General features: G+C 61.5%; 21 protein-coding genes and 2 pseudogenes. 15 read left to right on the top strand and 8 right to left on the bottom strand.

The features are described from left to right. The first annotated feature begins 139 nt into the window (after positions 1-139). Complete coding sequence (locus JYG32_RS00650) at positions 140-1,348, top strand: chromate transporter (protein WP_174379965.1); 1,209 nt, start codon at positions 140-142, stop codon at positions 1,346-1,348. A 58-nt stretch (positions 1,349-1,406) separates the two neighbouring features. On the opposite strand, the gene JYG32_RS00645 is transcribed toward JYG32_RS00650, so the two are convergent. After that, complete coding sequence (locus JYG32_RS00645) at positions 1,407-1,853, bottom strand: multidrug/biocide efflux PACE transporter (RefSeq protein WP_174379964.1); 447 nt, start codon at positions 1,851-1,853, stop codon at positions 1,407-1,409. A gap of 112 nt (positions 1,854-1,965) precedes the next feature. Between JYG32_RS00645 and JYG32_RS00640 the strand changes: the two genes are divergently transcribed. Beyond that, positions 1,966-2,850 (top strand): LysR family transcriptional regulator, encoded by an 885-nt coding sequence (locus JYG32_RS00640; protein WP_213264358.1) that lies wholly within the window; start codon positions 1,966-1,968, stop codon positions 2,848-2,850. Between the two features lie 48 nt (positions 2,851-2,898). Here JYG32_RS00640 and JYG32_RS00635 read toward each other — a convergent pair whose 3' ends face one another. From JYG32_RS00635 to JYG32_RS00615, 5 genes are all read right to left on the bottom strand, one after another. Next, a complete protein-coding gene (locus tag JYG32_RS00635; protein WP_174379962.1) occupies positions 2,899-3,357 on the bottom strand; it encodes a CopD family protein in 459 nt (152 codons plus the stop codon). 246 nt (positions 3,358-3,603) lie between these two features. Beyond that, the gene (gene parC, locus JYG32_RS00630; protein WP_213264357.1) at positions 3,604-5,925 is read right to left on the bottom strand and encodes a DNA topoisomerase IV subunit A; all 2,322 of its coding nucleotides are present in this window, start codon (positions 5,923-5,925) and stop codon (positions 3,604-3,606) included. Between the two features lie 78 nt (positions 5,926-6,003). After that, positions 6,004-7,986, bottom strand: a complete 1,983-nt coding sequence (gene parE, locus JYG32_RS00625) for a DNA topoisomerase IV subunit B (protein ID WP_174379960.1) — start codon at positions 7,984-7,986, stop codon at positions 6,004-6,006. Between the two features lie 243 nt (positions 7,987-8,229). Beyond that, positions 8,230-10,179, bottom strand: a complete 1,950-nt coding sequence (locus JYG32_RS00620; protein WP_174379959.1) for an ATP-binding cassette domain-containing protein — start codon at positions 10,177-10,179, stop codon at positions 8,230-8,232. Between the two features lie 378 nt (positions 10,180-10,557). After that, positions 10,558-10,962: a DUF4399 domain-containing protein gene (locus JYG32_RS00615; RefSeq protein ID WP_174379958.1), complete on the bottom strand. Its 405-nt coding sequence runs from the start codon at positions 10,960-10,962 to the stop codon at positions 10,558-10,560. A 198-nt stretch (positions 10,963-11,160) separates the two neighbouring features. On the opposite strand from JYG32_RS00615, the gene JYG32_RS00610 reads away from it, so the two are divergent. The 8 genes from JYG32_RS00610 (at position 11,161) to JYG32_RS00575 (ending at position 16,789) form a co-directional block, all read left to right on the top strand. Further along, positions 11,161-11,343, top strand: coding sequence for a rubredoxin (locus JYG32_RS00610; protein WP_034190709.1), 183 nt, complete (start codon positions 11,161-11,163; stop codon positions 11,341-11,343). Positions 11,344-11,675: 332 nt separating this feature from the next. Next, positions 11,676-13,001 (top strand): IS4 family transposase, encoded by a 1,326-nt coding sequence (locus JYG32_RS00605; protein WP_213264356.1) that lies wholly within the window; start codon positions 11,676-11,678, stop codon positions 12,999-13,001. Positions 13,002-13,476: 475 nt separating this feature from the next. Beyond that, positions 13,477-14,139, top strand: coding sequence for a hypothetical protein (locus JYG32_RS00600; RefSeq protein ID WP_213264355.1), 663 nt, complete (start codon positions 13,477-13,479; stop codon positions 14,137-14,139). Positions 14,140-14,325: 186 nt separating this feature from the next. Then, positions 14,326-14,691, top strand: a complete 366-nt coding sequence (locus JYG32_RS00595) for a hypothetical protein (protein WP_213264354.1) — start codon at positions 14,326-14,328, stop codon at positions 14,689-14,691. A 31-nt stretch (positions 14,692-14,722) separates the two neighbouring features. Further along, a complete protein-coding gene (locus tag JYG32_RS39650) occupies positions 14,723-15,235 on the top strand; it encodes a PAAR domain-containing protein (RefSeq protein ID WP_433960846.1) in 513 nt (170 codons plus the stop codon). Then, positions 15,235-16,050: a hypothetical protein gene (locus JYG32_RS00585; RefSeq protein WP_213264352.1), complete on the top strand. Its 816-nt coding sequence runs from the start codon at positions 15,235-15,237 to the stop codon at positions 16,048-16,050. Before JYG32_RS39650 ends, JYG32_RS00585 begins: the two co-directional genes overlap by 1 nt. Further along, entirely contained in the window at positions 16,020-16,403 is a 384-nt protein-coding gene (locus tag JYG32_RS00580) for a hypothetical protein (RefSeq protein WP_213264351.1), read from the top strand. The genes JYG32_RS00585 and JYG32_RS00580 overlap by 31 nt, the downstream gene beginning before the upstream one ends. A 5-nt stretch (positions 16,404-16,408) precedes the next feature. Continuing rightward, positions 16,409-16,789, top strand: coding sequence for a hypothetical protein (locus tag JYG32_RS00575; protein WP_213264350.1), 381 nt, complete (start codon positions 16,409-16,411; stop codon positions 16,787-16,789). A gap of 173 nt (positions 16,790-16,962) precedes the next feature. Here the strand turns inward: JYG32_RS00575 and JYG32_RS00570 are convergent. Then, positions 16,963-18,173 (bottom strand): IS3 family transposase gene (locus tag JYG32_RS00570; RefSeq protein WP_213264349.1). Its coding sequence is split into 2 segments (ribosomal slippage): positions 16,963-17,858 and positions 17,858-18,173, totalling 1,212 coding nucleotides; the frame shifts between segments, so codons are not numbered across the junction. A 109-nt stretch (positions 18,174-18,282) separates the two neighbouring features. Between JYG32_RS00570 and JYG32_RS00565 the strand changes: the two genes are divergently transcribed. The 5 genes and pseudogenes from JYG32_RS00565 (at position 18,283) to JYG32_RS00545 (ending at position 22,212) form a co-directional block, all read left to right on the top strand. After that, positions 18,283-18,528 carry a hypothetical protein gene (locus tag JYG32_RS00565; RefSeq protein WP_213264348.1) on the top strand — a complete coding sequence of 82 codons (246 nt, stop codon included), beginning with the start codon at positions 18,283-18,285 and terminating at the stop codon, positions 18,526-18,528. A gap of 94 nt (positions 18,529-18,622) precedes the next feature. Beyond that, on the top strand, positions 18,623-18,979 hold the full coding sequence (locus JYG32_RS00560; RefSeq protein WP_213264347.1) for a hypothetical protein: 357 nt from the start codon (positions 18,623-18,625) through the stop codon (positions 18,977-18,979). Beyond that, positions 18,898-19,452: pseudogene (locus tag JYG32_RS39645) on the top strand (pyridoxal phosphate biosynthetic protein PdxJ); the annotation flags it as partial. The gene JYG32_RS00560 and the pseudogene JYG32_RS39645, both read left to right, overlap by 82 nt. Before the next feature lie 529 nt (positions 19,453-19,981). Further along, positions 19,982-21,292, top strand: coding sequence for a DUF746 domain-containing protein (locus tag JYG32_RS00550; protein WP_213264345.1), 1,311 nt, complete (start codon positions 19,982-19,984; stop codon positions 21,290-21,292). Positions 21,293-21,294: 2 nt separating this feature from the next. Continuing rightward, positions 21,295-22,212 (top strand): DNA adenine methylase, encoded by a 918-nt coding sequence (locus JYG32_RS00545; protein ID WP_213264344.1) that lies wholly within the window; start codon positions 21,295-21,297, stop codon positions 22,210-22,212. Between the two features lie 6 nt (positions 22,213-22,218). On the opposite strand, the pseudogene JYG32_RS00540 reads toward JYG32_RS00545, so the two are convergent. Beyond that, a pseudogene (locus JYG32_RS00540) lies at positions 22,219-23,351 on the bottom strand (site-specific integrase). Between the last annotated feature and the right edge of the window lie 94 nt (positions 23,352-23,445).

The raw sequence follows: 23,445 nt of genomic DNA, 5'->3' as shown, positions 1-23,445 counted from the left end.
GATTGTTTGGTTCATTAACTAGCGTTTTCGCGCATGGCAGCGTCACGGTGCGAGGCGGACAATTGGGAGGGCCAACGTATTGGCGGGCCGCCTGTACGTCTACACGTGCGAGATCTGGCCCTGCGCCAACACTACAATCATGACAACCGTCGAAGTCGAAGCGTCCGCTCGTGTCGAAGAGGCACAGGCATCCCTATGGGCCTTGTTCAAGGTCGTCGCCGGCATTTCGGCGATCTCGTGGGGCGGGCTTTCGATGATGGCGCAGCTCGAACGCCACTACGTCGAACGGCTGCAGCGCATCGAACCGCACGTATTCGGCGATCTCGTCGCGCTTGCCTGGCTCGTGCCGGGCCCCGTCGGGTGCAATGTCGCGGTGCAAGTCGGCCAGACGCTGCACGGCCGTGCCGGCGCATGGGTCGCCGGCATCGCGAGCGTGCTGCCGTTCTCCATCCTGATGACGCTGTTCGCGATCTTCTATCGCACGCCGTTCGTGCGCTCGCTTGCCGCGCCGGTGCTGATCAATCACTTCGGGATGGTGCTCGCCGCGCTGATCGGCGTCACGTGGGTCAAGCAGTTGCGCTCGCTCGCGCGCACGCGGCTCGAACAGGCGATCGCCGCGCTGTCGACGATTCTGCTTTCTTTCGCGCATAGTCCGATCGCTTTCGTCGGGATTCTTTTCGCTGCGTTTGCAGCGGGTTGGCTGACGGGGCCGCTGCAAAGCGACGCGGTCGATTTCACGCTGTCGAGACGCGACCGCAACCTGCTCGTGCTGCTCGGCGTGCTCGTCGCGCTGTTCGCGGTGCCGCTGCCCGGTGATTACCAGGCGCAACTGCTGTGGCCGCGCCTCGCCGGCGCCGGCATGACGCTGTTCGGCGGCGGCTTTTCCGCGCTGCCGGTGCTCAAGACGCTGTTCGTCTCGCCGGCGACGGGTATCTCCGATCATGACTTCACGCTGGCGTTCGCGCTGTCGCCCGTGGCACCGGGGCCGCTGCTGAACGTCGTGCCGTTTCTCGGCTACCTGACCGACGGCTGGGTCGGCGCGCTGCTCGCAACGGCCGCGCTGTTCATTCCGTCAGGTTTTCTCGTCGTGTTTGCGCAGAATCACCTGTCCCGGCTCAAGCGCCATTCGCGTTTCGAGCACGGGATGCGCCTGCTGCGCGCGGCGACGACGGGCTTTCTCGTCGTCGCCGTCGTGAAGATCCTGCATCGCGAGCCGGCCGACCCGATCTACTGGCTGACGGGCGCGTTCGCGACGCTGTGCTTCACGCGCTTCAGGGTGCCCGTCTATGCCGTCTACGGCGCGGTCGCGGTTGCCTGCGGCGTGTGGCTGTGGGCCGCCGCGCGCTGACGGGCGGCGGCCGCCGCCCCGCCGGATTCAGCCGGCATTAACCGGCATTCAACCGGCTTCAACCCGCCTGCACCGCGACCCTGCGTGCGATCCAGCGAGCGCGCAGCGCGTCGTACGCGAGGTTGAAGCAGAACGTGTACGGCAGGAAGAACAGCACGATGCCGAGGTCGAGCAGCAGCGCCTCGACAAGGCTCACGTTCAGCCACCACGCGGCAACCGGCACCACCATCGCGACAAGGCCGAGCTCGAAGATGAGCGCATGCGCGATCCGCATGCCGAGCGTGCGCGTCAGCCCCGCACGACGTTCGAAGCGGTCGAACAGCGTGTTGAAGGTCATGTTCCACGCCATCGCGATCAGCGACACCATCACCGTCAGCACGCCGACGTGCGATACCGGCATGTCCAGCAGCCACGCGCCGATCGGCGCGCACAGCGCGATCGCGACCAGCTCGAACGTCAACGCATGCAGCAACCGTTCCGTCACCGTTTTGTTCATCTGTTTCATGGTTCCCTCCGACTCGTTACTTCATTCATGTCGGCCATTTTGATCGGCGTTACCGTATGAATCCAGTTTGATATCATCGGTTCTACCGATATAAGACTATCAGGAGCGCCGCATGCGCCACGCCCCCGAAGCCCTGCTCGCGTTCGCCGAAGCCGCGCTGCTCGGCTCGTTCACGGCCGCCGCACGCAAGCTCGGCAAACGCCAGTCGACCGTGTCGGAGGCGATCGCGAACCTCGAGATCGATCTCGGCGTGCAGTTGTTCGACCGCTCGACGCGCACGCCGACGCTGACCGACGCCGGGCGCGCGCTGCTGCCGCAGGTACAGCGCGCGCTCGAGGCGGGCGCGGCGATCGACCGCACGGCCGCGCGGCTCGCGGGCGGTGAAGAAGCGCGGCTGACGCTCGTCGTGTCCGATACGTACCAGTCGAAGCGCTACGAGGAAACGTTGATGGCGCTCGAGCGGCGCTTTCCGGCGCTCGAGCTCGAATGCCAGATCGCCGAACACGAGGACGTGCTCGACCTGATCCAGCAGGGCCGCGCGCAGCTCGGGCTGATGGCCGCGCGCGCGGCCTACCCGGCCGATATCGGCGCGGCGACGGTGGCGGAGGAATCGGAGATCGGGTTGTTCGTCGGGCGCACGCACGCGCTCGCCGCATACGGCGACACGGAAGTGCCGCACGCGGCGCTGCGCGACGTGCGCGAACTGCGCCTCAACACCTATGTGAAAACGGAAGGCCGCGGCACTGACGACCGGATCGTCGTCGGCACGCAGCACTGGCTGGCGCCGAGCTACCTGATGCTGCTGGAGATGGCCGTGCTGGGGTTCGGCTGGGCCGAGCTGCCGCGCTGGATGGTCGACCACTTCGCGCGCGATCGCCTGTGCGAACTGCGCGCACGCGGCTGGCCGCGCCGCGTGCGGGTGGATGCCGTCTGGTCGCGCAACCGGCCGCTCGGCCCGGCCGGCGCGTGGCTGCTCGACGCGATGCTGGCCGCGTAGCGGCGCAGGCCGGCGTACCTGCGGTTGGCGCCGGCCTGCGCCCGAAGGTCAGAAACCGCGCGACAGCACGGCCGCGCCGACCGTGACGACACCGAGCACGAGGTTCACGACGACGAGCAGGCGCATCGCGTTCACCGCGCGCGCGCCGTCCGGCCAGTTCTGCGCCTGCACCGCGCGGCGGATGCGCGGGAACAGCGCGAAGCGGATGTGCCCGAAGATCAGCATCATCACGACGCCGAGCCCGGCCATCGCGTGCAGCGACCACGTCGCGTGCGCACCGCCGAATTCCACGAGCAGGAAGCCGCCGGACAGCAGGATCACGATCACCGAACCCGACACCCAGTTGAAGAAGCGGCCGAACACGCCTTCGATCAGCGGCAACCGGAGCTGCGGCGACAGGTCGGACAGCGCCGGACGCAGGCAGAAGTTCGCAAAGACCATCCCGCCCACCCACACGGCAACAGCCAGCAGATGAAGAAACAGCGCGACGGCAACAGCGTGGGACATGGGGGCAATCCTGTGATGGGTTGGGTGCGGCGAACGGCCGCGTCACACGCGGCATCAAGCGACGTTCGACCGGCCCGTCGCCGCTCGGTTCAGGCCCCAGGCGCGATTTCACAATATTTTGCAAGTTCCGCGTGACAGCGCCACGCTTGCTTACCCGAATCCGCAGCCCAAAAGAAAAGGCCGCACGTCCGCCGAAGCGGAGGTGCGGCCTTCGATCGCGGCCGAACCGGACGATCGCGCGTGGCGTCAGCCGAGCAGCGGACGCAGCTCGTTGACGACCTTGAGCTTCGACTCCGGCGCGCGACCCTTGCGTGCGCGCTTGCCGATATGCGGCGCGAGCCCGGCGTACGACAGCGTGTCGTCCTGCGCCTTGCCGCCACGGCCGGTGCCGACCAGCACGACGCCCGCCGGATCGATCGCGAGCGCCTGCACGAGCGTTTCCTTGTCGTCGAGCGCCATCAGGATCACGCCGCGGCCGCCGCCGGACAGCGTCTTCATCTCGTCCATCCCGAACACGAGCAGCCGGCCGCCGCTCGACAGGCACGCGACCTGCGTCGCGTTCGGCAGCACGGGCATCGGCGCGAGCGGCACCGCGCCCGTATCGATCGTCATGAACGCCTTGCCGGCCTTCACGCGGCTCACCATGTCGCCGACCTTCGCGAGGAAGCCGAAGCCGTTGCTCGATGCGAGCAGCAGTTGCTGGTCGGCCGGCGCCGCGTAGTAGTGCATCAGGTGCGAGCCCGATTCGAGCTCGATCAGCGACGTGACCGGCACGCCGTCCCCGCGCCCGCCCGGCAGCACCGACACGTCGACCGAGTACACGCGGCCGCTGCTGCCCCACGCGATCAGCCGGTCCGGCGTGCGGCACTGGAACGCCGCGTACAGGTGGTCGCCGGCCTTGAACGTGAAGCCGGCCGGGTCGAGCCCGTGGCCCTTCAGCGCGCGCACCCAGCCCTTCTGCGACACGACGACCGTCACCGGCTCGTCGACCACCTTCGCCTCGAACGTCGCGCGCTTTTCCTGCTGGATCAGCGTGCGGCGGTCGTCGCCGTACTGCTTCGCGTCGGCCTCGATCTCCTTGATCATCAGCCGCTTCATCGCGCTTTCGTTCGCGAGCAGCTCCTCGAGCTTCGCCTTCTCGTCGCGCAGCGCTTCGAGTTCCTTCTCGATCTTGATCTTCTCGAGCCGCGCGAGCTGGCGCAGGCGGATTTCGAGAATGTCCTCGGCCTGCCGTTCGCTGAGGCCGAATGCGCTCATCAGCGCCGACTTCGGCTCGTCCGACTCGCGGATGATGCGGATCACCTCGTCGATGTTCAGGAAGACGATCATCCGCCCTTCGAGGATATGGATGCGGTCGTCGACCTTCGCGAGACGATGGCGCGTGCGCCGCGTCATCGTCAGCTGGCGGAACTTCACCCATTCGTCGAGGATCGTCAGCAGGCCCTTCTGGCCCGGCCGGCCGTCGGCGCCGATCATCACGAGGTTCAGCGTCGCGTTCGATTCGAGGCTCGTGTACGCGAGCAGCGTATTCACGAATTCCGTCTGGTCGATCGTGCGCGACTTCGGCTCGAACACGAGCCGCACCGCCGCTTCCTTGCCCGACTCGTCGCGCACCGCGTCGAGCAGGTCGAGCATCGCCTTCTTCGTGTTGAGCTGCTCGGGCGTCAGCGTCTTCTTGCCGAGCTTGAGCTTCGGGTTGGTCAGTTCCTCGATTTCCTCGAGCACCTTCTGGCCCGACGTGCTCGGCGGCAGCTCGGTGACGACGAGTTGCCACTGGCCGCGCGCGAGATCCTCGATCTTCCAGCGTGCGCGCACCTTCAGGCTGCCGCGGCCCGTTTCGTAGGCCGCCGCGATTTCGGTGTCGCTCGAGATGATCTGGCCGCCGCCCGGGAAATCCGGGCCCGGGATCAGGTTCATCAGCTCCGCGTGCGTGAGCTTCGGATTGCGGATCAGCGAGACCGCCGCGGCCGCGACTTCGCGCAGGTTGTGCGACGGGATTTCCGTCGCGAGGCCGACCGCGATGCCCGACGCGCCGTTCAGCAGCACGAACGGCATGCGGCTCGGCAGCGTCTTCGGTTCGTCGAACGAGCCGTCGTAGTTCGGCATGAAGTCGACCGTGCCCTGGTCGATCTCGTCGAGCAGCAGCTTCGCGATCGGCGTGAGCCGCGCTTCGGTGTACCGCATTGCCGCCGCGCCGTCGCCGTCGCGCGAGCCGAAGTTGCCCTGCCCGTCGATCAGCGGGTAGCGCAGCGAGAAATCCTGCGCGAGACGCACGAGCGCGTCGTACGCCGACTGGTCGCCGTGCGGGTGGTATTTACCGAGCACGTCGCCGACCACGCGCGCCGACTTCACCGGCTTCGCGTCCGGGCCGAGGCCCATTTCGTTCATCGCGAACAGAATCCGGCGCTGCACCGGCTTCTGGCCGTCGCACACGTCGGGCAGCGCGCGGCTCTTCACGACGCTGACCGCGTAGCTGAGATACGCCTGCTCCGCGTAGTTGCCGAGCGTCAGCGCGTCGCTCTCGGGCGCGTCGGGGCTGGCAAAGAGATCGGAAGTGTTGTCGTCCATCTGAATTCCGTATTCGTAAGTGGCGTGAGGCCGGGCCGGGCGTCATGCCCGGCCGCGCGGGGCACTGATTGAGTCCGCCTAGATATCCGCTTCGACGTCGTTGCCCTTTTCCTCGAGCCAGCCGCGCCGCGCGGCTGCCTCGCCCTTGCCCATCAGCATCGTCATCCGCGCGACGGTCGCCTCGTAGTCGAGCTCGCCGAGCTTCACCGGCATCAGGCGGCGCGTGTCGGGGTTCATCGTCGTGTCCCACAGCTGCTCCGCGCTCATTTCGCCGAGACCCTTGAAGCGGCTGATGCTCCACTGGGTCTCGCGCACGCCGTCCTTGCGCAGCTTGTCGAGGATCGCTTCCAGCTCGCCGTCGTCGAGCGCGTAGAGCTTCTGCGCGGCCTTCTTGCCGCGCGCCGGTGCATCGACGCGGAACAGCGGCGGCCGCGCGACGCATACATGGCCGCGCTCGATCAGTTGCGGGAAATGCTTGAAGAACAGCGTGAGCAGCAGTACCTGGATGTGCGAGCCGTCGACGTCCGCGTCCGACAGGATGCAGATCTTGCCGTAGCGCAGGTTCGACAGGTCGACGCTGTCATCCGGGCTGTGCGGATCGACACCGATGGCGACCGAGATGTCGTGCACTTCGTTGTTCGCGAACAGGCGGTCGCGCTCGGTTTCCCACGTATTCAGCACCTTGCCGCGCAGCGGCAGGATCGCCTGGTATTCCTTGTCGCGGCCCATCTTCGCGGAGCCGCCCGCCGAGTCGCCCTCGACGAGGAACAGCTCGTTGCGCGCGATGTCCTCGGTCTCGCAGTCGGTCAGCTTGCCGGGCAGCACCGCGACGCCCGAGCTCTTGCGCTTCTCGACCTTCTGGCCCGCGCGCGTGCGCGCCTGCGCCTGCTTGATCACGAGTTCGGCCAGCTTCTTGCCGTGCTCGACGTGCTGGTTCAGCCACAGTTCGAGCGCGGGACGCGAGAACGACGACACGAGCTTCACCGCGTCGCGGCTGTTCAGGCGTTCCTTGATCTGCCCCTGGAACTGCGGATCGAGCACCTTCGCGGACAGCACGAACGACACGCGCGCGAACACGTCTTCCGCGAGCAGCTTCACGCCCTTCGGCTGCAGGTTGTGCAGCTCGACGAAGCTCTTCACGGCCTGGTACAGGCCATCGCGCAAGCCCGACTCGTGCGTGCCGCCGGCCGGCGTCGGGATCAGGTTCACGTACGACTCGCGTACGAGCGAGCCCTCCTCGCTCCATGCGACGACCCACGATGCGCCCTCGCCCTCGGCAAAGGTATCGTCGCCCGAGCGCGAATCGGCGAAACGCTCGCCTTCGAACAACGGGATCAGCAGCTCGCTGCCGTTCATTTCGTCGAGCAGGTAGCCGCGCAGGCCGTCCTCGTACTTCCACGTCTGGCGCTCGCCGGTCTTTTCGTTGACGAACACGACCTCGACGCCCGGCAGCAGCACGGCCTTCGAGCGCAGCAGGCGCTGCAGTTCGCCGAGCGGCAGGTTCGGCGAATCGAAGTACTTCGGATTCGGCCACACCTGCACGCGCGTGCCGGATTTCTTCTCGCCGCGGCCCGCGCTCTGCGTCGTGAGCGGCTTCACGACATCGCCTTCGGCGAAGCCGAGCTCGGCGATCTTGCCGTCGCGCCAGACCGTCACGTCGAGGCGCGTCGCGAGCGCATTCGTCACCGACACGCCGACGCCGTGCAGGCCGCCCGAGAACGTATACGCGCCGCCCGCGGCCTTGTCGAACTTGCCGCCCGCATGCAGGCGCGTGAACACGATCTCGACGACCGGCACGCCTTCCTCGGGGTGCATGCCGAACGGGATGCCGCGGCCGTCGTCGTCGACCGATACCGACTGATCGGCGTGCAGCGTGACCGTGATCTGCTTGCCGTAGCCGCCGAGCGCCTCGTCGGATGCGTTGTCGATGACTTCCTGGATGATGTGCAGCGGATTCTCGGTACGGGTGTACATGCCGGGCCGCTGCTTGACCGGCTCGAGACCCTTGAGCACCTTGATCGATGCTTCGCTATAGGCCGCGCTGGGTTTCTTCGTTGACATAGGCGCTGAATTTCGTCATTCATCGGGACGTTGTCCACACCTGGTGTGGATAACGTCGTGGACAAAACGTTGAGTTCCGTAAAAAAGCGAATCGAAACAACGGTGTGCTTGGACTGCTCCGAAAGCGGGCGCGCGGCGTGCGCTGCGCTACCCGGGACGCGCGGTATTTTACTGGTTCCGCGTGGCACGCCAATCGCGAGATCGTCGCGCGGCCACCGTCGACCGCGCGGCGCCTTGCGCGCGTCATGCCGGCTTGCGCTTCGCCTCGAGCGTTTCCCACCGTTCGAGCGCGGCGAGCAATTCGTCGTCGATCGCCGCAAACCGCTCGGTCAGGCGCGTGCCTTCCTGCGGATCCTTCGCGAAAATCGAACCGTCGTCGAGCCGCGCATTGATCGTCTTCTGCTCCTCTTCGAGCGCGGCGATCTTCTCCGGCAGCGAATCGAGTTCGCGCTGCTCGTTGAACGACAGCTTCACCGTGCGCTGAGCATTGCGGCCCGCGGCACTCTTCGCCGGCTCTTCCTTGACGGGCACCGCTTCCTTGACCGCGCGCTTCGCGGCATCCTGCTGCGCGAGCTGCTCCGCGCGCGCGCTCTGGATCTGCCAGTCGGTGAAGCCGCCGACATATTCGCGCCACTTGCCGTCGCCCTCGGCCGCGATCACCGACGTCACGACGTTGTCGAGGAACGCGCGATCGTGGCTCACGAGCAGCACCGTGCCGTCGTAGTCGGCCAGCAGCTCTTCGAGCAGTTCGAGCGTCGGGATGTCGAGGTCGTTGGTCGGTTCGTCGAGCACCAGCACGTTGGCCGGACGCGCGAACAGGCGCGCGAGCAGCAGCCGGTTGCGCTCGCCGCCCGACAGCGACTTCACCGGCGAACGCGCGCGTTCCGGCGCGAACAGGAAGTCGCCGAGGTAGCTCATCACGTGCTTGCGCACGCCGCCGATCTCGACCCATTCGCTGCCGGGGCTGATGGTATCCGCGAGGCTCTTCTCCTGGTCGAGCTGTGCGCGCATCTGGTCGAAATACGCGACCTGCAGGTTCGTGCCGGTGCGCACCGTGCCTTCGTCGGGTTTCAGTTCGCCGAGGATCAGCTTGAGCAGCGTGGTCTTGCCCGCGCCGTTCGGGCCGACGAAGCCGATCTTGTCGCCGCGCATGACCGTCGTCGAGATGCAATCGACGACCGTGCGGCCGCCGTAACGCTTCGTCACGTCGGTCAGCTCCGCGACGATCTTGCCGGACTTCTCGCCCTGCGCGACGTCGAGCTTCACGTTGCCCTGCGTGTTGCGGCGCTCCGCGCGCTCGTAGCGCATCTGCTCGAGCCGCGCAATGCGGCCGACGCTGCGCGTGCGGCGCGCCTCGACACCCTTGCGGATCCACACTTCTTCCTGCGCAAGCAGCTTGTCGAACTTGTCGTTTTCCACGCGCTCGACTTCGAGCTGCTGCGCCTTGCGCGTCTGGTACGCGGAGAAATTGCCCGGGTACGACAGCAGCCGGCCGCGATCGAGCTCGACGATGCGCGTCGCGACGCGGTCGAGGAACGCGCGATCGTGGGTGATGAACAGCAGGCCCGCGCGCTGCGCGACAAGCAGTTCTTCCAGCCAGCGGATGCCGTCGAAGTCGAGGTGGTTGGTCGGTTCGTCGAGCAACAGCACGTCGGGCTGCAGCACCAGCGCACGCGCCAGCGCGACGCGCTTCTGCATCCCGCCCGACAGCGCGTCGACGCTCGCGTCGCCGTCCGACAGGCCGATCTGCGCGAGCGTCATCGACACGCGCGTGCGCCAGTTCCACGCGTCGTGCGCGTCGAGAGACGACTGCAGCGCATTCATCCGCGCGAGCAGCGCATCGTGCTCGGCGCCTTCCGGTATATCCGCTAGGCGGTGCACGATCGAATCGTATTCTTCGAGCAATTCGCGCGTGTGCGTGAGCCCCGACGCGACCGCGTCGAATACCGTCGCGCCCGGCTCGAATTCGGGTTCCTGCGGCACATAGACCGTCACCAGTTCCTGCTGGCGCGTGACCAGCCCGTCGTCGGGCTTCGCGAGGCCGGCGACGATCTTCAGCAGCGACGACTTGCCCGCGCCGTTGCGGCCGATCAGGCCGACGCGCTCGCCGGCTTCCAGCGAGAAATCCGCGTGATCGAGCAACGCGACGTGACCGAACGCGAGCTGCGCGCCGGTAATGGAATAGAGCGACATGGGGAGACGGCGGAGAGAGGAATCGGAAGCGCCCATTGTACCGGTCGCGGGCATCGCCACCGGCATGGCCGGATGGACTAGGCCTGCGAGCGGCGCTCGAACCGCGTCGGCGCGGTGCGGTGGAGCGGTGTCATGTACGGCTTGCGGCCGGTTTCCTGCGCCGGATGCCGGCTGTGGGTGCGGGTTGCGGGTTGCGGGTTGCGGGTTGCGGGTTGCGGGTTGCGGGTTGCGGGTTGCGGGCTGCGGGCTGCGGGCTGCGGGCTGCGGGCTGCGGGTTGCGCGCGACCAAGTGTACGGACGAATGCCGGCCGGATGCCCGCGGCCGGTGGATCGGCCATCCCGCGCCTGGCGCACCGGGCGCCGGCGCGGGATACGCGGTTACTTCACGTTGACCGTGATCGTCGAACTCATTTCGGGGCCGTACGAACGGTGCGCGCCGTCGCCGAGCTGCAGCGTCAGCGTGTGCTGGCCGGGCGGCAGCTTCACATCGGTTTCGGTCTGGCCCTTGCCGAAATGCAGCGAATGGTCGGTCGCCGGGATCACATCGCCCTTCGGCACCGGCTTGCCGTCGATCAACAGGTGATGGTGGCCCGTATTTGGCGTCATGTCGCCGGCCGGCTTGAGCTCCATGCCTTCGAGACCGAACTTCACGTGCACGGGACTCGACACCGTCGCGCCGTCCTGCGGTTCGACAAAGAACACGCGCGCTTCGGCGCGCGCGAGCGTCGACACAGCCAGCGCCGCGACACAAACCGCGCCCGCGATCCACTTTCTGTTGAGCATCGTTTCCTCCTCCAGATTGACAGGCCCACGAAGCATACACTGCAAGCCCGCCACACGCGACGACACCCATTGTTCGCGATGCGTACGTTTAAAACGACGTTGCGCAGGCGTTCGGCGAAATTCCGGTACTATTGCGCCTTTCGTCCGCCGGCCAGGCCGCGGGCGGCATCACCGAGTTTCCATTATCCCGAGCGCCACATGAGCGAAGTAACCGAATACCAGAGCTGGGTCTGCCTGATTTGCGGGTGGGTCTACAACGAAGCGGAAGGGCTGCCCGACGAGGGCATCGCAGCCGGCACCCGTTTCGCCGACATTCCCGCCGACTGGCGGTGCCCGCTGTGCGACGTGGGCAAGGAAGATTTCGTCGTCGTCGATTTCTGAGCGCGGCCGATCGCGCGATACGCACGGCGGCGCACAATCCACCCGCCGATGCGCCGCGCGTTTGCTATACTCTGCGCGCTGTCCACACCGCCGTCCGGTTCGCGTTTTTCGCGCGATCGCCCGGACATGGCTCTCCCCGTAGTTCAGGGGATGGAATGATAAGCACAAGGCTTATCCAGCAAGGCCCCCGCCCCGTGCTGTAGCAAATCTGTAGCACGCGAAAAAAGCCCGCTCGCAGCGGTAATGCCGTTCAGTTAAGCAACTGAACGGCATTTTTGTTTTGGGGGAGGAGTGGTTGTAAACGCTGCGCTGAGGTGTTAACTTTTGGCGCGATGCTCTCCAGCCACCTGACCTACCTGATCGCTGCCCAACAGCCGACGCCGGACCTGAGCCGGCTGGCGGAGCATTTGCCGCACGAGTGGATCGCGCATGCGGTCGAGGCGACGGGCGTCGCGAGCATCCGGCGTCGGCGCCTACCGGCCGAGCAAGTCGTCTGGCTGGTGATCGCCTTGGCCATGTATCGGCACTGGTCGATCAACGAGGTACTCGACAGCCTCGATCTGGCGCTGCCCAACGAGGCCGTCCCCTTCGTCAGCAAGAGTGCCGTGGCGCAGGCGCGCCAGCGTGTTGGCGAAGCGCCTTTGGCGTGGCTGTTCGAACGGACAGCATGGGCGTGGACCACGCAGGACGCGGCACGCCATACATTCAAGGGATTGAGTCTGTGGGCGATGGACGGCACCACGCTGCGCGCGGCTGATAGCCCGGCCAATCGTGAGCATTTTGGCGCGCAACGTTATGCCAGCGGCAAGGTGGCCAGTTACCCGCAGGTTCGGGCGGTGACGCTGACCGCCATCCCGACGCATCTGGTGGCCGATATCAACTTCGGCGTCTATGACACCAATGAAATGGTGTATGCCCAGGATCTGCTGCCGCAGATACCGGACAATTCACTGACGGTATTCGACAAGGGCTTTCTGGCCGCTCGGATCTTGTGTGGCGTGACGATGAATGGGCGTAACCGCCACTTCCTGATTCCGGCCAAATCCCATACCCGCTGGGACGTGATCGACGGGACGCCGGACGATGCGATGGTCCGCATGCGTGTGTCCCCGCAGGCGCGCAAACAATCTCCCGAGCTGCCGGAGTTCTGGCAGGCCCGCGCGATCCGCATGATCGATGCACGCGGCCGCGAACGGGTGCTGCTGACCTCGTTGAACGATCGCCAACGCTTCAAACCGGCCGATATCGTCGCCTGCTATGAGCGCCGCTGGCAGATCGAAACCAGCTACCGGGAATTGAAACAGTCGATGCTCGGTGCGGAGCTGACCTTGCGCAGCCGGACCGTCGAAGGGGTCTACCAGGAGATCTGGGGTGCGTTGATCGCCTATAACCTGATCCGCCGCGAGATTGCCAGCGCCGCATGGGAGGCAAAGCTCGATCCGACTGACATCAGCTTCGTACGGGCCTTCCACGTCATCCAGCACGAAATGATGTGGGCCGCCGTGACCCCTGCCTTCGGCAAGATACCTGCGTGGCTCGACCGTCTGCATGCTCGGCTTGCGTTCGAGACCGTTGAAAAACAACGGGGGCGTAAATGCCCCCGTGTGGTTAAAGCCCTACCTCAGCGTTACTCCGTTCGCCACCTCAAAGTGCCTTAACTGAACGGCATTACGCTCGCAGCGGGCTTTTTGCTTCTGAGCGCCTACCCGCACACCTGATTGCAAAGTTGCTTTCAGCCGCCGATGATGCAGCAGTACCTGCACCTTATCCGGCAAGGCAAAAAATCCAAACCTACGCCGCGACCTACGCCGATCTAGTTGACTCAACGCAAATGAAGATTCAAGCGGTAGACGAGCATCGCAAGCCCTTCCTGCAAGCCACCCTCACATCGCCGTAGCAATTCGACCGCTGCGCCGGAGCCAAACCAACACTGCGTCACGAAGCGAACCACCGACCAGTGCCTCTAACGCTATCGCTGCCGCAATCCTGCGTGTCACCCGCTGACGGAATTACGAGGTGTTTCGGCTTTGGTTTTGCCACCACGGTCAACAATTGTCAGATCACATCCCAATAATAGACTCTGACAAATATTTCGGTTATGAGTGTAAGAAATATCCTCGAAATGTACGCTCGATGACCGAACACACCGATTGTCCGTATCTCTTTCATACTTCGGTACGCCTGTTTGCGATGGTGCACAAGCCACTGGACACGCCGCCAATGCCGAAAGGTGCGACTTACTGCGGCGACATGGAAATGCTTTGTCAGAAAGCGCCCGGTGGACGCCTCATATCGACGTATCTAAGCCCGTTGGATGCGGTGATGGGCTCGCGCGGCCTTATTGGTGATGGGAACTTTTGGCCCATCAATTTGCAGAACATCGATACACGCAAGTTCATGGAACAGAATGGTAGCCTGAACATCGCGATAAATTATGCGTATGCTGCCGCTGATAATCGAATCGTTGTTAATGAGCAAAATGAACCAGTAATGCTGTACATGGGTGAATCATTCAATGTTCCAAAAGAACAAAGGGAACATTTCAGCATCGCGTTTTCGGACGGCCTCGTTGGGGATATCGAACGAAACTTCGTGCGTGCGGGTCTTTCGCAATTCGTGGCAACAATTGACACGATGAGCAAATGGTCTGCCGCGCGAATTGCAGACGCGGCGGAGGAAGCGACTAGCCGCATACCAACTACGGTATCCGTCACCGATATAAGTGACGATGCGGTGAACCAAGGCGCGATTTACGATCCGGAATCGGGTGATTGGATGTTATTTAAATTAGACTGAACGAAAACGGGGGCCTCGATGTATAAAACAGCCGTGCGGAACGGCGATCGAACAACAACGGACGGCTCCGTGTTTGCACATTCATCAACCATGTACGACCACGGTAAGCTAATTGCGCTAGATGGCGAGTTTGCTACGTGTGGCGAATGCAAAGGTTCATGGCGGATGTATGGAACTGGCCGGAACATGATCGAATGGAGCCGAAGCGTCGTTGTTAACGGCGATCTCGTACTTTGTCCGTGTAAGAGGAATCGAGTGATTGCCGGTGGCGACGCGAGTGTGTATCTCGAATTTGCCGGTGGTGCGGCGAAGTCACCGGTCAGTGCATTGACTCAATCGTCGGCATTTGCATCTAATCCAGTCGAGGGCATGAATCAACACTTTCGCGTGATCAACAGTGACGGGACGCCTGTGGTCGGACTACCTTACCGACTCGAAACATCGGATGGACAGACGATCATCGGCACCACGACAGGAGACGGTTTGAGTCAAATCGTTTCCGCCAGCGACGCTCAACGGGTGCGTCTCGTGCTTCATATTTCGAACTCCTAGGGGTGTTTAGTTGAGACGCTACTTTATACGGGTGGGCGACAAGACCACCGCGGGCGGAACCGTGCTGGATGGTGAACCGAACAACACGCATCATGGGGTTCCTACGTCGTACGAGGGCGCGCGCATCCACTGTCCCGCGTGTAACTCTGAGGGGCACGCACAGAAGGTTCTTCCGTACTGGCCGATGAGCATGTTTGGCAAGGAAGCAATCTTAGACGGTGACTTGTGCATATGTAAGTGCAATCCGCCGCCTACATTGATCGCGTCGCAAACAGACCGTTTCATGACCTTCGAGTCGGAGTCACGGGCGGTAGGAGGTGGCGCGTACTGGTCAACGCCAAGCTCGAACGTGACGACACACGATCAGCATTTTCGAATCATTAACAGCGACGGCACCCCTGTCGTTGGGCTTCCGTTCAGGATTGACGTATCAGGCGGAGAGACTGTCACGGGCACGACTTCGGTCGATGGATTGACCAAGTTGGTATCGTCGAACAGCGCAAAGAAGGTTCAACTTCGATTTCACATTGACGGGAGCGAGTGATGGAGCTGGCAAGCGCCTTCTTGACACATGTAAACGAACGGCACCCGGTGACGGTGCAATGCAAGGTTTATTGGGTACATACCCGGCTTTGGGATCAGTCGTGGATCGACGCTTACCACGCTGCTGCCCCGGGCTTGGCTCGGGAAATTGCAGCCCGGAAGGTCGATATGTCGAATGTGGGAAGCGAACCCATCGACGGATCGAAGACCGGTGGCGCAGATGCGAACCGCTTCACTTGTGAAGACTTCGCATTTGAAGTCCTTGTTGAGTTTGCATCGCACAACAAGCTTCCGCTGAAAATCGTCACGGGATCGGCCGTATTCAAGAACGTTGATCCGGACTACAAGTCGGGCGATAAATCAGGCCCGCCAACCCCAGCGGGTTTTGCGGTGGACTTGGCCATCGCGAGTGGCGCACCGGATGTAGCTCGGAATTCCACCTCTATTTCGGATAACGACATTAAAACCGGTGACTTGTTCTTGGAATTCGATGCGAGTCACGTACAAGTCGTCACTGCTGCAAGCCCGACCCGAGTGGAGATCATGCAGGGAAACTTTCCGGGTGTGACCAGCAATCTTATCAAAGGAGTCGGGAAGTTACTTGGAAGCGGCCACATCAGATACACTACCGTAGGCAATCGTGAGAGCCCGCTTTATATTGGCGTCCCCGTCGGGGTTGCGGTTTACGAAAAACGTAACGGAACGTGGCTCTACCAGCGTCAATACGGAACCTACCACGACTGGGATAGCGGCGTCTGGGACAACACGATGAATAGGCGTGTACGTTGGAATTTTCTTCAATTCAACTACAAATGATGCTTAGGAGAATCGCGACGATCGTGGCGCTTGCGCTTGTTCTCTGCTATATCGTGGCAGGCGCACCTCCGCTGAATCTGCTGTTTAAACAATCTGTTTTGCTGGATGGTTTCGCGCTAAAAACAGGCACGTGGCACTACAGGAATCGCGTAGATCAGATGGGGCCGATCGCAGAGATGCTGGCAAGTCGATTCTATACGTGCATGCTCGCGATTCTATGTGGTGCCTGTGGACTTGCGGTCGCAAGAGTGGAGATGACGTGGATGCGCCTCGTATTTTTTTTCGCAGTAGTGATGGCGCTTCAGTCTGTCTTTTACTACGCCCAAGTGCGGGCCTTCTATCTACCGTGGTGATGGCGATGAGAATTTCGAAAACTGCGGTCTTGGTCACCGTCGCCTTCCTTCCCACGTTTGCTGGCTTCATCTTGATTGGGTCGGCACTCACATCGTTGCAATCGTTCACGCAGTTGGATCGGCTTATCAGCTTTGGCTACATGAGCTTTGTCGATAGCCTGGAGGCTGGGGGGCAAAATGGTGCGGCAGACAGCTTTTTCTTCGGCATCGGATTCCTCTTGCTCGGCAGCCTCGTACTAACAAAGTCGCCGAGCTTCGAACGATTAGCGCGTCGCGTTGCTTGCGCGCTATTTCTGTTTCTCGCATTCTGCCTCGCCTATGTGTGCATACACCCGCGTATAGGTGAGGTGCCGGATCGTTTCCGCGCTGTGCCTGAAGCGAAGTAGCCAAAGCTATCACGCGGTCAAGAAAAGCCCCGCGCTACACGGGGCTTTTTGCTATCTGTTCGCGGGCATGACTAACGCAACACACTCATATAAAAGACTTCGCGACGGTTACGTTGACCGAGATGAGTTCGCTTACTGGCGATGGAGTTGCCCCTGTAATACCGGACACCGCGTCACACTAAGGTTGCTGAATCCATCGAGCGCCGGAACTCGCGAGGCGAGTGGTATTTCAGCGCGCTATGGGGATGTTTCTCGTTGTAATGCTCGAACGCGATGGCCAAGTTGCGTGCAGCAGTCGCTGCGTCCGGCTTCGGCATGAAGGCGACGTAGTCGCGTTTCATCGTCTTCACGAAGCTCTCGGCCATCCCGTTACTTTGTGGGCTGCACACCGGCGTGGTCAATGGCTTCAGGCCGATGGCCGCTGCGAACCGACGCGTGTCGTCGGCCGTGTAGCCCGAACCGTTGTCGCTCAGCCACTCGATTTCGGACGGGGTATGCAGTTCGTTGCCAAACCGATTTTCCACTGCAGCCAGCATCACGTCGCGCACGATGTCACCGCTGTGGCCTGCCGTCGTGGCCGCCCAGCTCATCGCCTCGCGGTCGCAGCAGTCCAGCGCAAACGTCACGCGCAGCGGCTCGCCGTTGTCACAGCGAAACTCGAATCCATCGGAGCACCATCGCTGATTGCTGCGCGCTACGGCCACCTTGCCGTCGTGTCGACGTTGGGGGCGAGGCGGAATCGGTCGACGCTGCATCAGCAACCCATGTGTGCGCATGACGCGATAGATGCGCTTGGCATTGAACGGCACCAGCCCAACCGCGACGCGCTCGTTGCGCAATATGCCCCAAACCCGGCGATAGCCATAGCTGGGCAAATCGCCGATGACCCGGCGGATTTCCTCGACCGCGACCGCGTCGTCAGTCTGCCTCGATTGACGGCCATCGCGCCACGTCGCCGGACGCGACAGTCGTGCCGATACGTTCGAGCGCGACACGCCGAGAACTTCACAAACCAGTTTCACTGGTCGTCCTCCGGCAGCGAGGGCGAGTGCGCTATCCATTTTTTTGCCCGGCCGTACTCGACTGCTTCGCGGAGAATCTCGTTCTCCATGGTCTTCTTGCCGAGCATCCGTTGCAGCTCACGAATCTGCTTGAGCGCGTCGGCCAGTTCCGAGGCCGGAACTACTTCCTCGCCAGCCTTGACCGCTGACAGGCTCCCATCCTGGTACAACTTGCGCCAGTGGAACAGTTGGTTCGGATTCACGCCGTGCTGGCGCGCGACCATCGAAACCGATTTCCCCGGCTCCAAACTCTCGCGAACCATCGCCAGCTTCTGCTCCGCCGTCCAGCGCCGCCGGCGCTCCGGGCCCGTCAACACTTCCATCACTTCCTGCCTGGTGTTAGTCAAAAACACAGTCTTATGCCTACCCGTTATTGTAAGTGGGTGACTGTGTCCGGCGTTTCAGGGGGCTGCTCCAGGCGACGCTACGCGCATGATTGCGTACCTGGAGCAGGCCGACGCATTGAAATACGCCGCGCCGCTGCGCCGGCTGGCGATCAAGATCGACAAAGAAATTATGCGCGCCGGCCGAATGGGCGACCCACGTGCGCCCATCGCGCCTTTCTCCGACGAGTGGCGCGCACGTGAAGCCATGAAATGTGTAGGCTCCACGACGTCCCCGGCGAACCAGATCCCGGCTCCGACAAGGCGACCCAGTTGCCTGAATTCCAGCGCCTGACTTGGGCGGAATTGCGCGACGGATGGGGCGCAGCCGATTTTCAAGAAGAATCGTTCGCTGACGCTAGAACAGCGCTTCGTGCTGGAAGTCGTGCATGTGCGCCGAACATCATTCGCGTCAACTGTGGACTAACCTGCGCGAGGAACTTGTTAGCCATTTCCGTATCGCTCGCTTCAATCTTCACGTGGAAGACCGGCGCGAAGGTGTTGGTCTGCTCGATACGCGGCCCCGGTCGAGCGCCAACGCCTGTCCCATCCGGCACGAGCGCCTTCGCCTTCGCGAGCGCGGCGGCGTTCGCAGGCGTCTCGTCCGTCTTGCGATCCAGTACCTTGCGGGAGATCGCGCTGAACAGCTTGTCGCCGGCAAACGTATCTCAGCAACAACGGCAAACCGTCGTCGCCGCTTGATCTGGCCACTTCCGTTGCAGAGCTGCACGACATTCACGGCATGACACTTGCCGCCATCTGCAAGCGCCTGAATGTCACGGACCAAACGATCCGCGACGTCGCCCTGCTCGAACGGGCACCGGCCGAACTGCATCAGCTCGTACGCGACGGGCAATGCACCGGCACACTGGCGATCGAACAGATCCGCCTGCACGGCGGCGACAGGGCGCTCGAACGCATCGTCGCCGGGATCTCCAAAGCGGCGGAAGCGGGAAAGTCGAAGGTGACGAAGAAGTATCTCGAAGCAGCGCCCCTGCTCGATGCGCCCCCGGCACCGGCTTCATCTGCGGAGCGGGTAGCATCCGCCGAAGCCACAACCAGCACCGAACCCGTCGCCGCATCGATGGCCGCGGAAGTCACTGTAGAGACGCAGGCGCAGGAACCGACACCGGCCTCCCCGCGCCAAAGCATCCCCGCCAAGATCAACGAGAAGCATTCAAAGCAACTTTTGCAGGCCCTGCAAGCAGTGCTCCATGACAAGAACTTCGGTCGACTGGCAAAACCGACGATCGAAGCCGTTCATACAGCACTGATGCCGCTTACCGATCTCCTCGACACTCCCACATCCAGAAAGGTCTGGCCGATCTCCGAACCGGACGCAAACGGCGGCTGCAAGCCGGTCGACACAGTGTGCGGACCGGAGCGGACTGGATTCGCAATCAAATCAGTGCGGAGACGTTCCCGATCCCGACGTACAAGGAGGGTGGCGGTAGGTATGCCCCTTACGATGCAGTTGCAGACTATCTGGACCACATGTCCGCAAAAGCTCGGGCAGGAGTCCATTGATGCGCCACGAACAGATATTTTGCCTCACGCGATCTGGCGCGCGAGGTCGTTTTCCGGTATACCGTTTCAATCCAAAAAACACCTTTCCGGGGGAAGAAATGGCGGTAGATCCAAAGTGGACAACAGAAGAGCTCGACCCAAGAAAAGTCCTACTGGACGTCCGTAACCCACGGATAGAGGTAAGTCCCAACGCGAGTCAAGAGGAAATCCGCGTCAAGCTGTTGAAGCTGGAAGAAGTCCTAGATCTCGCTCGCGACATCGTCAAGGCTGGCGGCCTATTCCATGGTGAACGGATCATCACCGTCGTCGAAAACGGAAAACAGGTAGTGCTGGAGGGCAACCGTCGCGTGGCCGCATGCCAAATGCTGCTGAATCCAGCTTTGGTTCCGGAAGATCATGCGGCTCGTTTCCCCGAAGCAAGCGCCGCACTAAAAGCAACTTTGCGCAGCATTAGTGCCGACGTAGCCCCTAGTCGACAGATTGCCGAACCGATTCTGACGAGACGTCATACAGAACGCAGCGCGAAGCCGTGGTCACCCGTTGCAAAAATGCGACGTGCGGTGCGCTTGCTCGAGCGCATGTCGATTGAGCAAGTTGCGGAGCTGCTCGGGACAACACCCGGTGCAGTTAGAAAGCTCATCAAGCCGTATCGGTTGCTTAAGTATGCACTGGACCTCGATACATGGACGGACGACGAGCGAACTGTCTTGGAAGACGAGAAGCTGAAAACCAACCCGTACACTCGATTCTTCACGCTCGCGGACACGCAATGGATTTTGCGCCTTTCGTTCGACAACGATCAAAATCCCGTGAGCGAACTGCCGGAATCTGTATTCCGTAAGCAGATGACCTCGATTGCCCGGGACTTTCTCATCCCCGACCCCGTCAGGAATCGTCCCAAGTGCGATACACGGACGGTACCGCTTGAGTACTTTGCAAACTTTCTCAATACCCCGGCCGGAAAAAAAGCAGCCAAGGCAGCAGCGGACGAGGATCAGAATGGTAAAAAGCAAGGGCCTGGACAACAGCCCAGCCCACCAACGCCAAATCCAACCCCGAAGCCTGGCCAAGCTCAGCCGAAACCCCCTCGCGCGTCGATATTTTTCGAAAACCTTGAATGCCATGTGGTTGACGACAATCTACTCAAACTCACGCAGGAAATCAAAACAATCAATCATGTGAAGATGACCATCTCGGCATCACTCATGACTCGCGCGATATTTGAATGCGCACTTGTCTACAAGATCAAGAGCGCAAAAAAATGGGGGGAGATTCTGAAACTCGCCCCGCAAGGCAAATCCGGCTGGGATCCTGGGCTGAGTGATCTAATCAAATTCGCTGGCAATTTTAGCAATGGCGTGTTTGCTGAAAGAAATATTTGCAAGGTACTCCAAAGCAATCACACACAGAACGCAAAAAATTACTTAGATGCCATGACGCATCTCAAGTATCAAGGCGCAGACCCCACGACTCTCGCTTCGATTGCAAATCATTTGCGCGGAACAATTAAGTATATTCTTGAAGGCAATTAAATATGACTTCCAGAAAAAATCTTCTCCGACGCAACGAGCCAATGAGCCCTTTGCGCTACCCCGGCGGGAAAGCTCGACTCGCAGCCTATATCAGTGGAGTCATTGAAGAAAATTATCTTAATGGCTGCACCTTTTACGAACCGTTTGCGGGCGGCGCCTCGGTTTCACTGGAACTACTTCGCCTGGGCTTTATCTCTGATGCGGTATTGATAGAACGTGATCCATTGGTGTATGCGTTCTGGTGGTGCGTCTTCAATATAACTGACGACCTCTGCGCAGCCATCAATGCATGCCCTGTAACGATGGAAACATGGACGCAATTGCAACCCACAAGGGAAGTGGCCTTTCCTGCGGACGGCCGTTTCACGATACTGCAGCTCGGGGTTGCTGGGTTATTCTACAATCGAACCAATTTTTCCGGCATTCTCGGAGCAGGGCCAATTGGCGGCGAAGCACAGGCCTCGAATTACAAGATCGACTGCCGCTTTAACAAAGAAAAAATCATCCGACAGATTCGCTCAGTGGCCCGCTTTTCGGATCGAGTTAGAGTTTACTGCGATGACGCAATTTCTTTCATGCGCACCAACGCAGAAGAGATCGCAACTGGATTTTCATTCGTCTACGTCGACCCACCATATTATCAACAAGGTCCGAAGCTATATCGGCACCACTATAGCGACGCAGATCATGTTGCACTCGCTCAGTTTCTGCAAACCCAAGGCTATCCTTGGTTGTTGAGCTATGATGATCATCCTCGTATTCGCGAGTTGTACGATGGAAATACTGTTCAGCCCATCTATCTGGACTACAACGTCAAATCAAGTCGTACTGCTCGCGAACTTGCCATTTCGAACTTGGTAATTCCGGTTCCGATATATGAAGGCATGCCAGAATTGCTAGATATCGAGGTAGAAGCGTAACGCACTCTACTCGTTCACCAGCTTCAATTGCCCCTTCTGTGCAACCTGATCCGGCCGCAAATTCGTGTAGCGTTTCAGGTTGCGCCAATCCTTGTGACCGGTCACGGCCGCGACCTCCGGAATATCCCACCCGTCTTCGAAAAGTGCGCTTGTCGCTTCGTGTCGAAGATCATGTAGCCGCAGATCAACGATCCCCTTCTCGTCACACGCCAGCTTGAAATACTTGCTGGCCGTGCTCTTGTCGAATCGGAAGATGTACTCGTTTGGATGCGGCTCGATCGTCGGGTCCGCCTTGCGCTTCGCCTCATACGCGGCGGGCACCGGATACCGTGCCTGACGCAGCAACACTTCGAGCGAGTCGCCGATCAGCGGCACCCATTCATCGTTACCCTTCTTCTGCCGCGGATGCTTGCGATCACGGACGAGTGCGAGCCGGCGCTCGACGTCGAGATCCGACCACGTCAAACGAAACAGTTCGCCACGTCGGAATGCACTTTTCATCGCAACGCGAATCACATCCGGCACGGCCTGCTCGCGCTCCGGATGCTCTGCAAACCACTGGAAGATCCTCACGATCTCTTCACGCGTCGGTCGTCGATCGCGATGCTTCCCCGGACCGATTAGCTGCAGGTGATCGAGCGTCGGCCGCGCGATGCTCGGTGCGTGTGGCAGTCTCAGATCGAGCAACGAAGCCATGTGCTTGTAGACCGTCCCGAGCTTGGAAATGTCCATGTCGATCGTGTACTGCCCCGCCCCCTCTTTCGGTCCTGCGCAAACTTGACCAGCCGCTTGGTCGACAGCTTCGCCGCCACCTCATCATCAAAGTGACTTTCCAGCCGCTTGAGCATGTAGTCCTCATTTGACCTCTCGGCCACTGCCCGACCGGAGTCGTTCCGAGCGCTTCGATACAGGCGCACCAGCTCGCCCACGGTGATCGTCTGCTCGTCGACAGTACCGTGCCCCTTGTCGATCCCGCCTTCAATCTCACGCGCCCATGCTTCAGCCGCCCCCTTGGTTCGGAATGTCTTTGCTATACTCTGTCCCCGTCGGCGGACTTGTGCCCACCAGCGGTCGCCGATCTTGAGGATCGAAGCCATGAAATACCCCGTCTGTGGACTGTAGCAATGCGTCATCCACATACGCTGCTACAGGGTCAATTTGTAGCAGAATTGTAGCAGGCAGGGCGTTAAACTATGCTTCACGACCCATCATTTCGCGTCACTCGCGAACGGG

The organism is Burkholderia pyrrocinia (assembly GCF_018417535.1).
In the GTDB taxonomy this organism is placed as follows: Bacteria; Pseudomonadota; Gammaproteobacteria; order Burkholderiales; family Burkholderiaceae; genus Burkholderia; species Burkholderia pyrrocinia_E.
Note: the sequence above shows the minus strand (reverse complement) of the source record. Positions and strands in the feature narration are given on the sequence as shown.

Excerpts from the sequence above, each read along its gene's own strand:
- JYG32_RS00545 (WP_213264344.1), top strand. The coding sequence starts at position 21,295 with ATGACTTCCAGAAAAAATCTTCTCCGACGCAACGAGCCAATGAGCCCT.
- JYG32_RS00615 (WP_174379958.1), bottom strand. The coding sequence starts at position 10,962 with ATGCTCAACAGAAAGTGGATCGCGGGCGCGGTTTGTGTCGCGGCGCTG.
- JYG32_RS00620 (WP_174379959.1), bottom strand. The coding sequence starts at position 10,179 with ATGTCGCTCTATTCCATTACCGGCGCGCAGCTCGCGTTCGGTCACGTC.
- JYG32_RS00600 (WP_213264355.1), top strand. The coding sequence starts at position 13,477 with ATGACCGAACACACCGATTGTCCGTATCTCTTTCATACTTCGGTACGC.
- JYG32_RS00645 (WP_174379964.1), bottom strand. The coding sequence starts at position 1,853 with ATGAAACAGATGAACAAAACGGTGACGGAACGGTTGCTGCATGCGTTG.
- JYG32_RS00640 (WP_213264358.1), top strand. The coding sequence starts at position 1,966 with ATGCGCCACGCCCCCGAAGCCCTGCTCGCGTTCGCCGAAGCCGCGCTG.
- parC (WP_213264357.1), bottom strand. The coding sequence starts at position 5,925 with ATGGACGACAACACTTCCGATCTCTTTGCCAGCCCCGACGCGCCCGAG.
- JYG32_RS00605 (WP_213264356.1), top strand. The coding sequence starts at position 11,676 with ATGCTCTCCAGCCACCTGACCTACCTGATCGCTGCCCAACAGCCGACG.
- JYG32_RS00610 (WP_034190709.1), top strand. The coding sequence starts at position 11,161 with ATGAGCGAAGTAACCGAATACCAGAGCTGGGTCTGCCTGATTTGCGGG.
- JYG32_RS00650 (WP_174379965.1), top strand. The coding sequence starts at position 140 with ATGACAACCGTCGAAGTCGAAGCGTCCGCTCGTGTCGAAGAGGCACAG.
- JYG32_RS00595 (WP_213264354.1), top strand. The coding sequence starts at position 14,326 with ATGATCGAATGGAGCCGAAGCGTCGTTGTTAACGGCGATCTCGTACTT.
- JYG32_RS00560 (WP_213264347.1), top strand. The coding sequence starts at position 18,623 with ATGTGCGCCGAACATCATTCGCGTCAACTGTGGACTAACCTGCGCGAG.
- JYG32_RS00585 (WP_213264352.1), top strand. The coding sequence starts at position 15,235 with ATGGAGCTGGCAAGCGCCTTCTTGACACATGTAAACGAACGGCACCCG.
- JYG32_RS00565 (WP_213264348.1), top strand. The coding sequence starts at position 18,283 with ATGATTGCGTACCTGGAGCAGGCCGACGCATTGAAATACGCCGCGCCG.
- parE (WP_174379960.1), bottom strand. The coding sequence starts at position 7,986 with ATGTCAACGAAGAAACCCAGCGCGGCCTATAGCGAAGCATCGATCAAG.
- JYG32_RS00575 (WP_213264350.1), top strand. The coding sequence starts at position 16,409 with ATGAGAATTTCGAAAACTGCGGTCTTGGTCACCGTCGCCTTCCTTCCC.
- JYG32_RS00635 (WP_174379962.1), bottom strand. The coding sequence starts at position 3,357 with ATGTCCCACGCTGTTGCCGTCGCGCTGTTTCTTCATCTGCTGGCTGTT.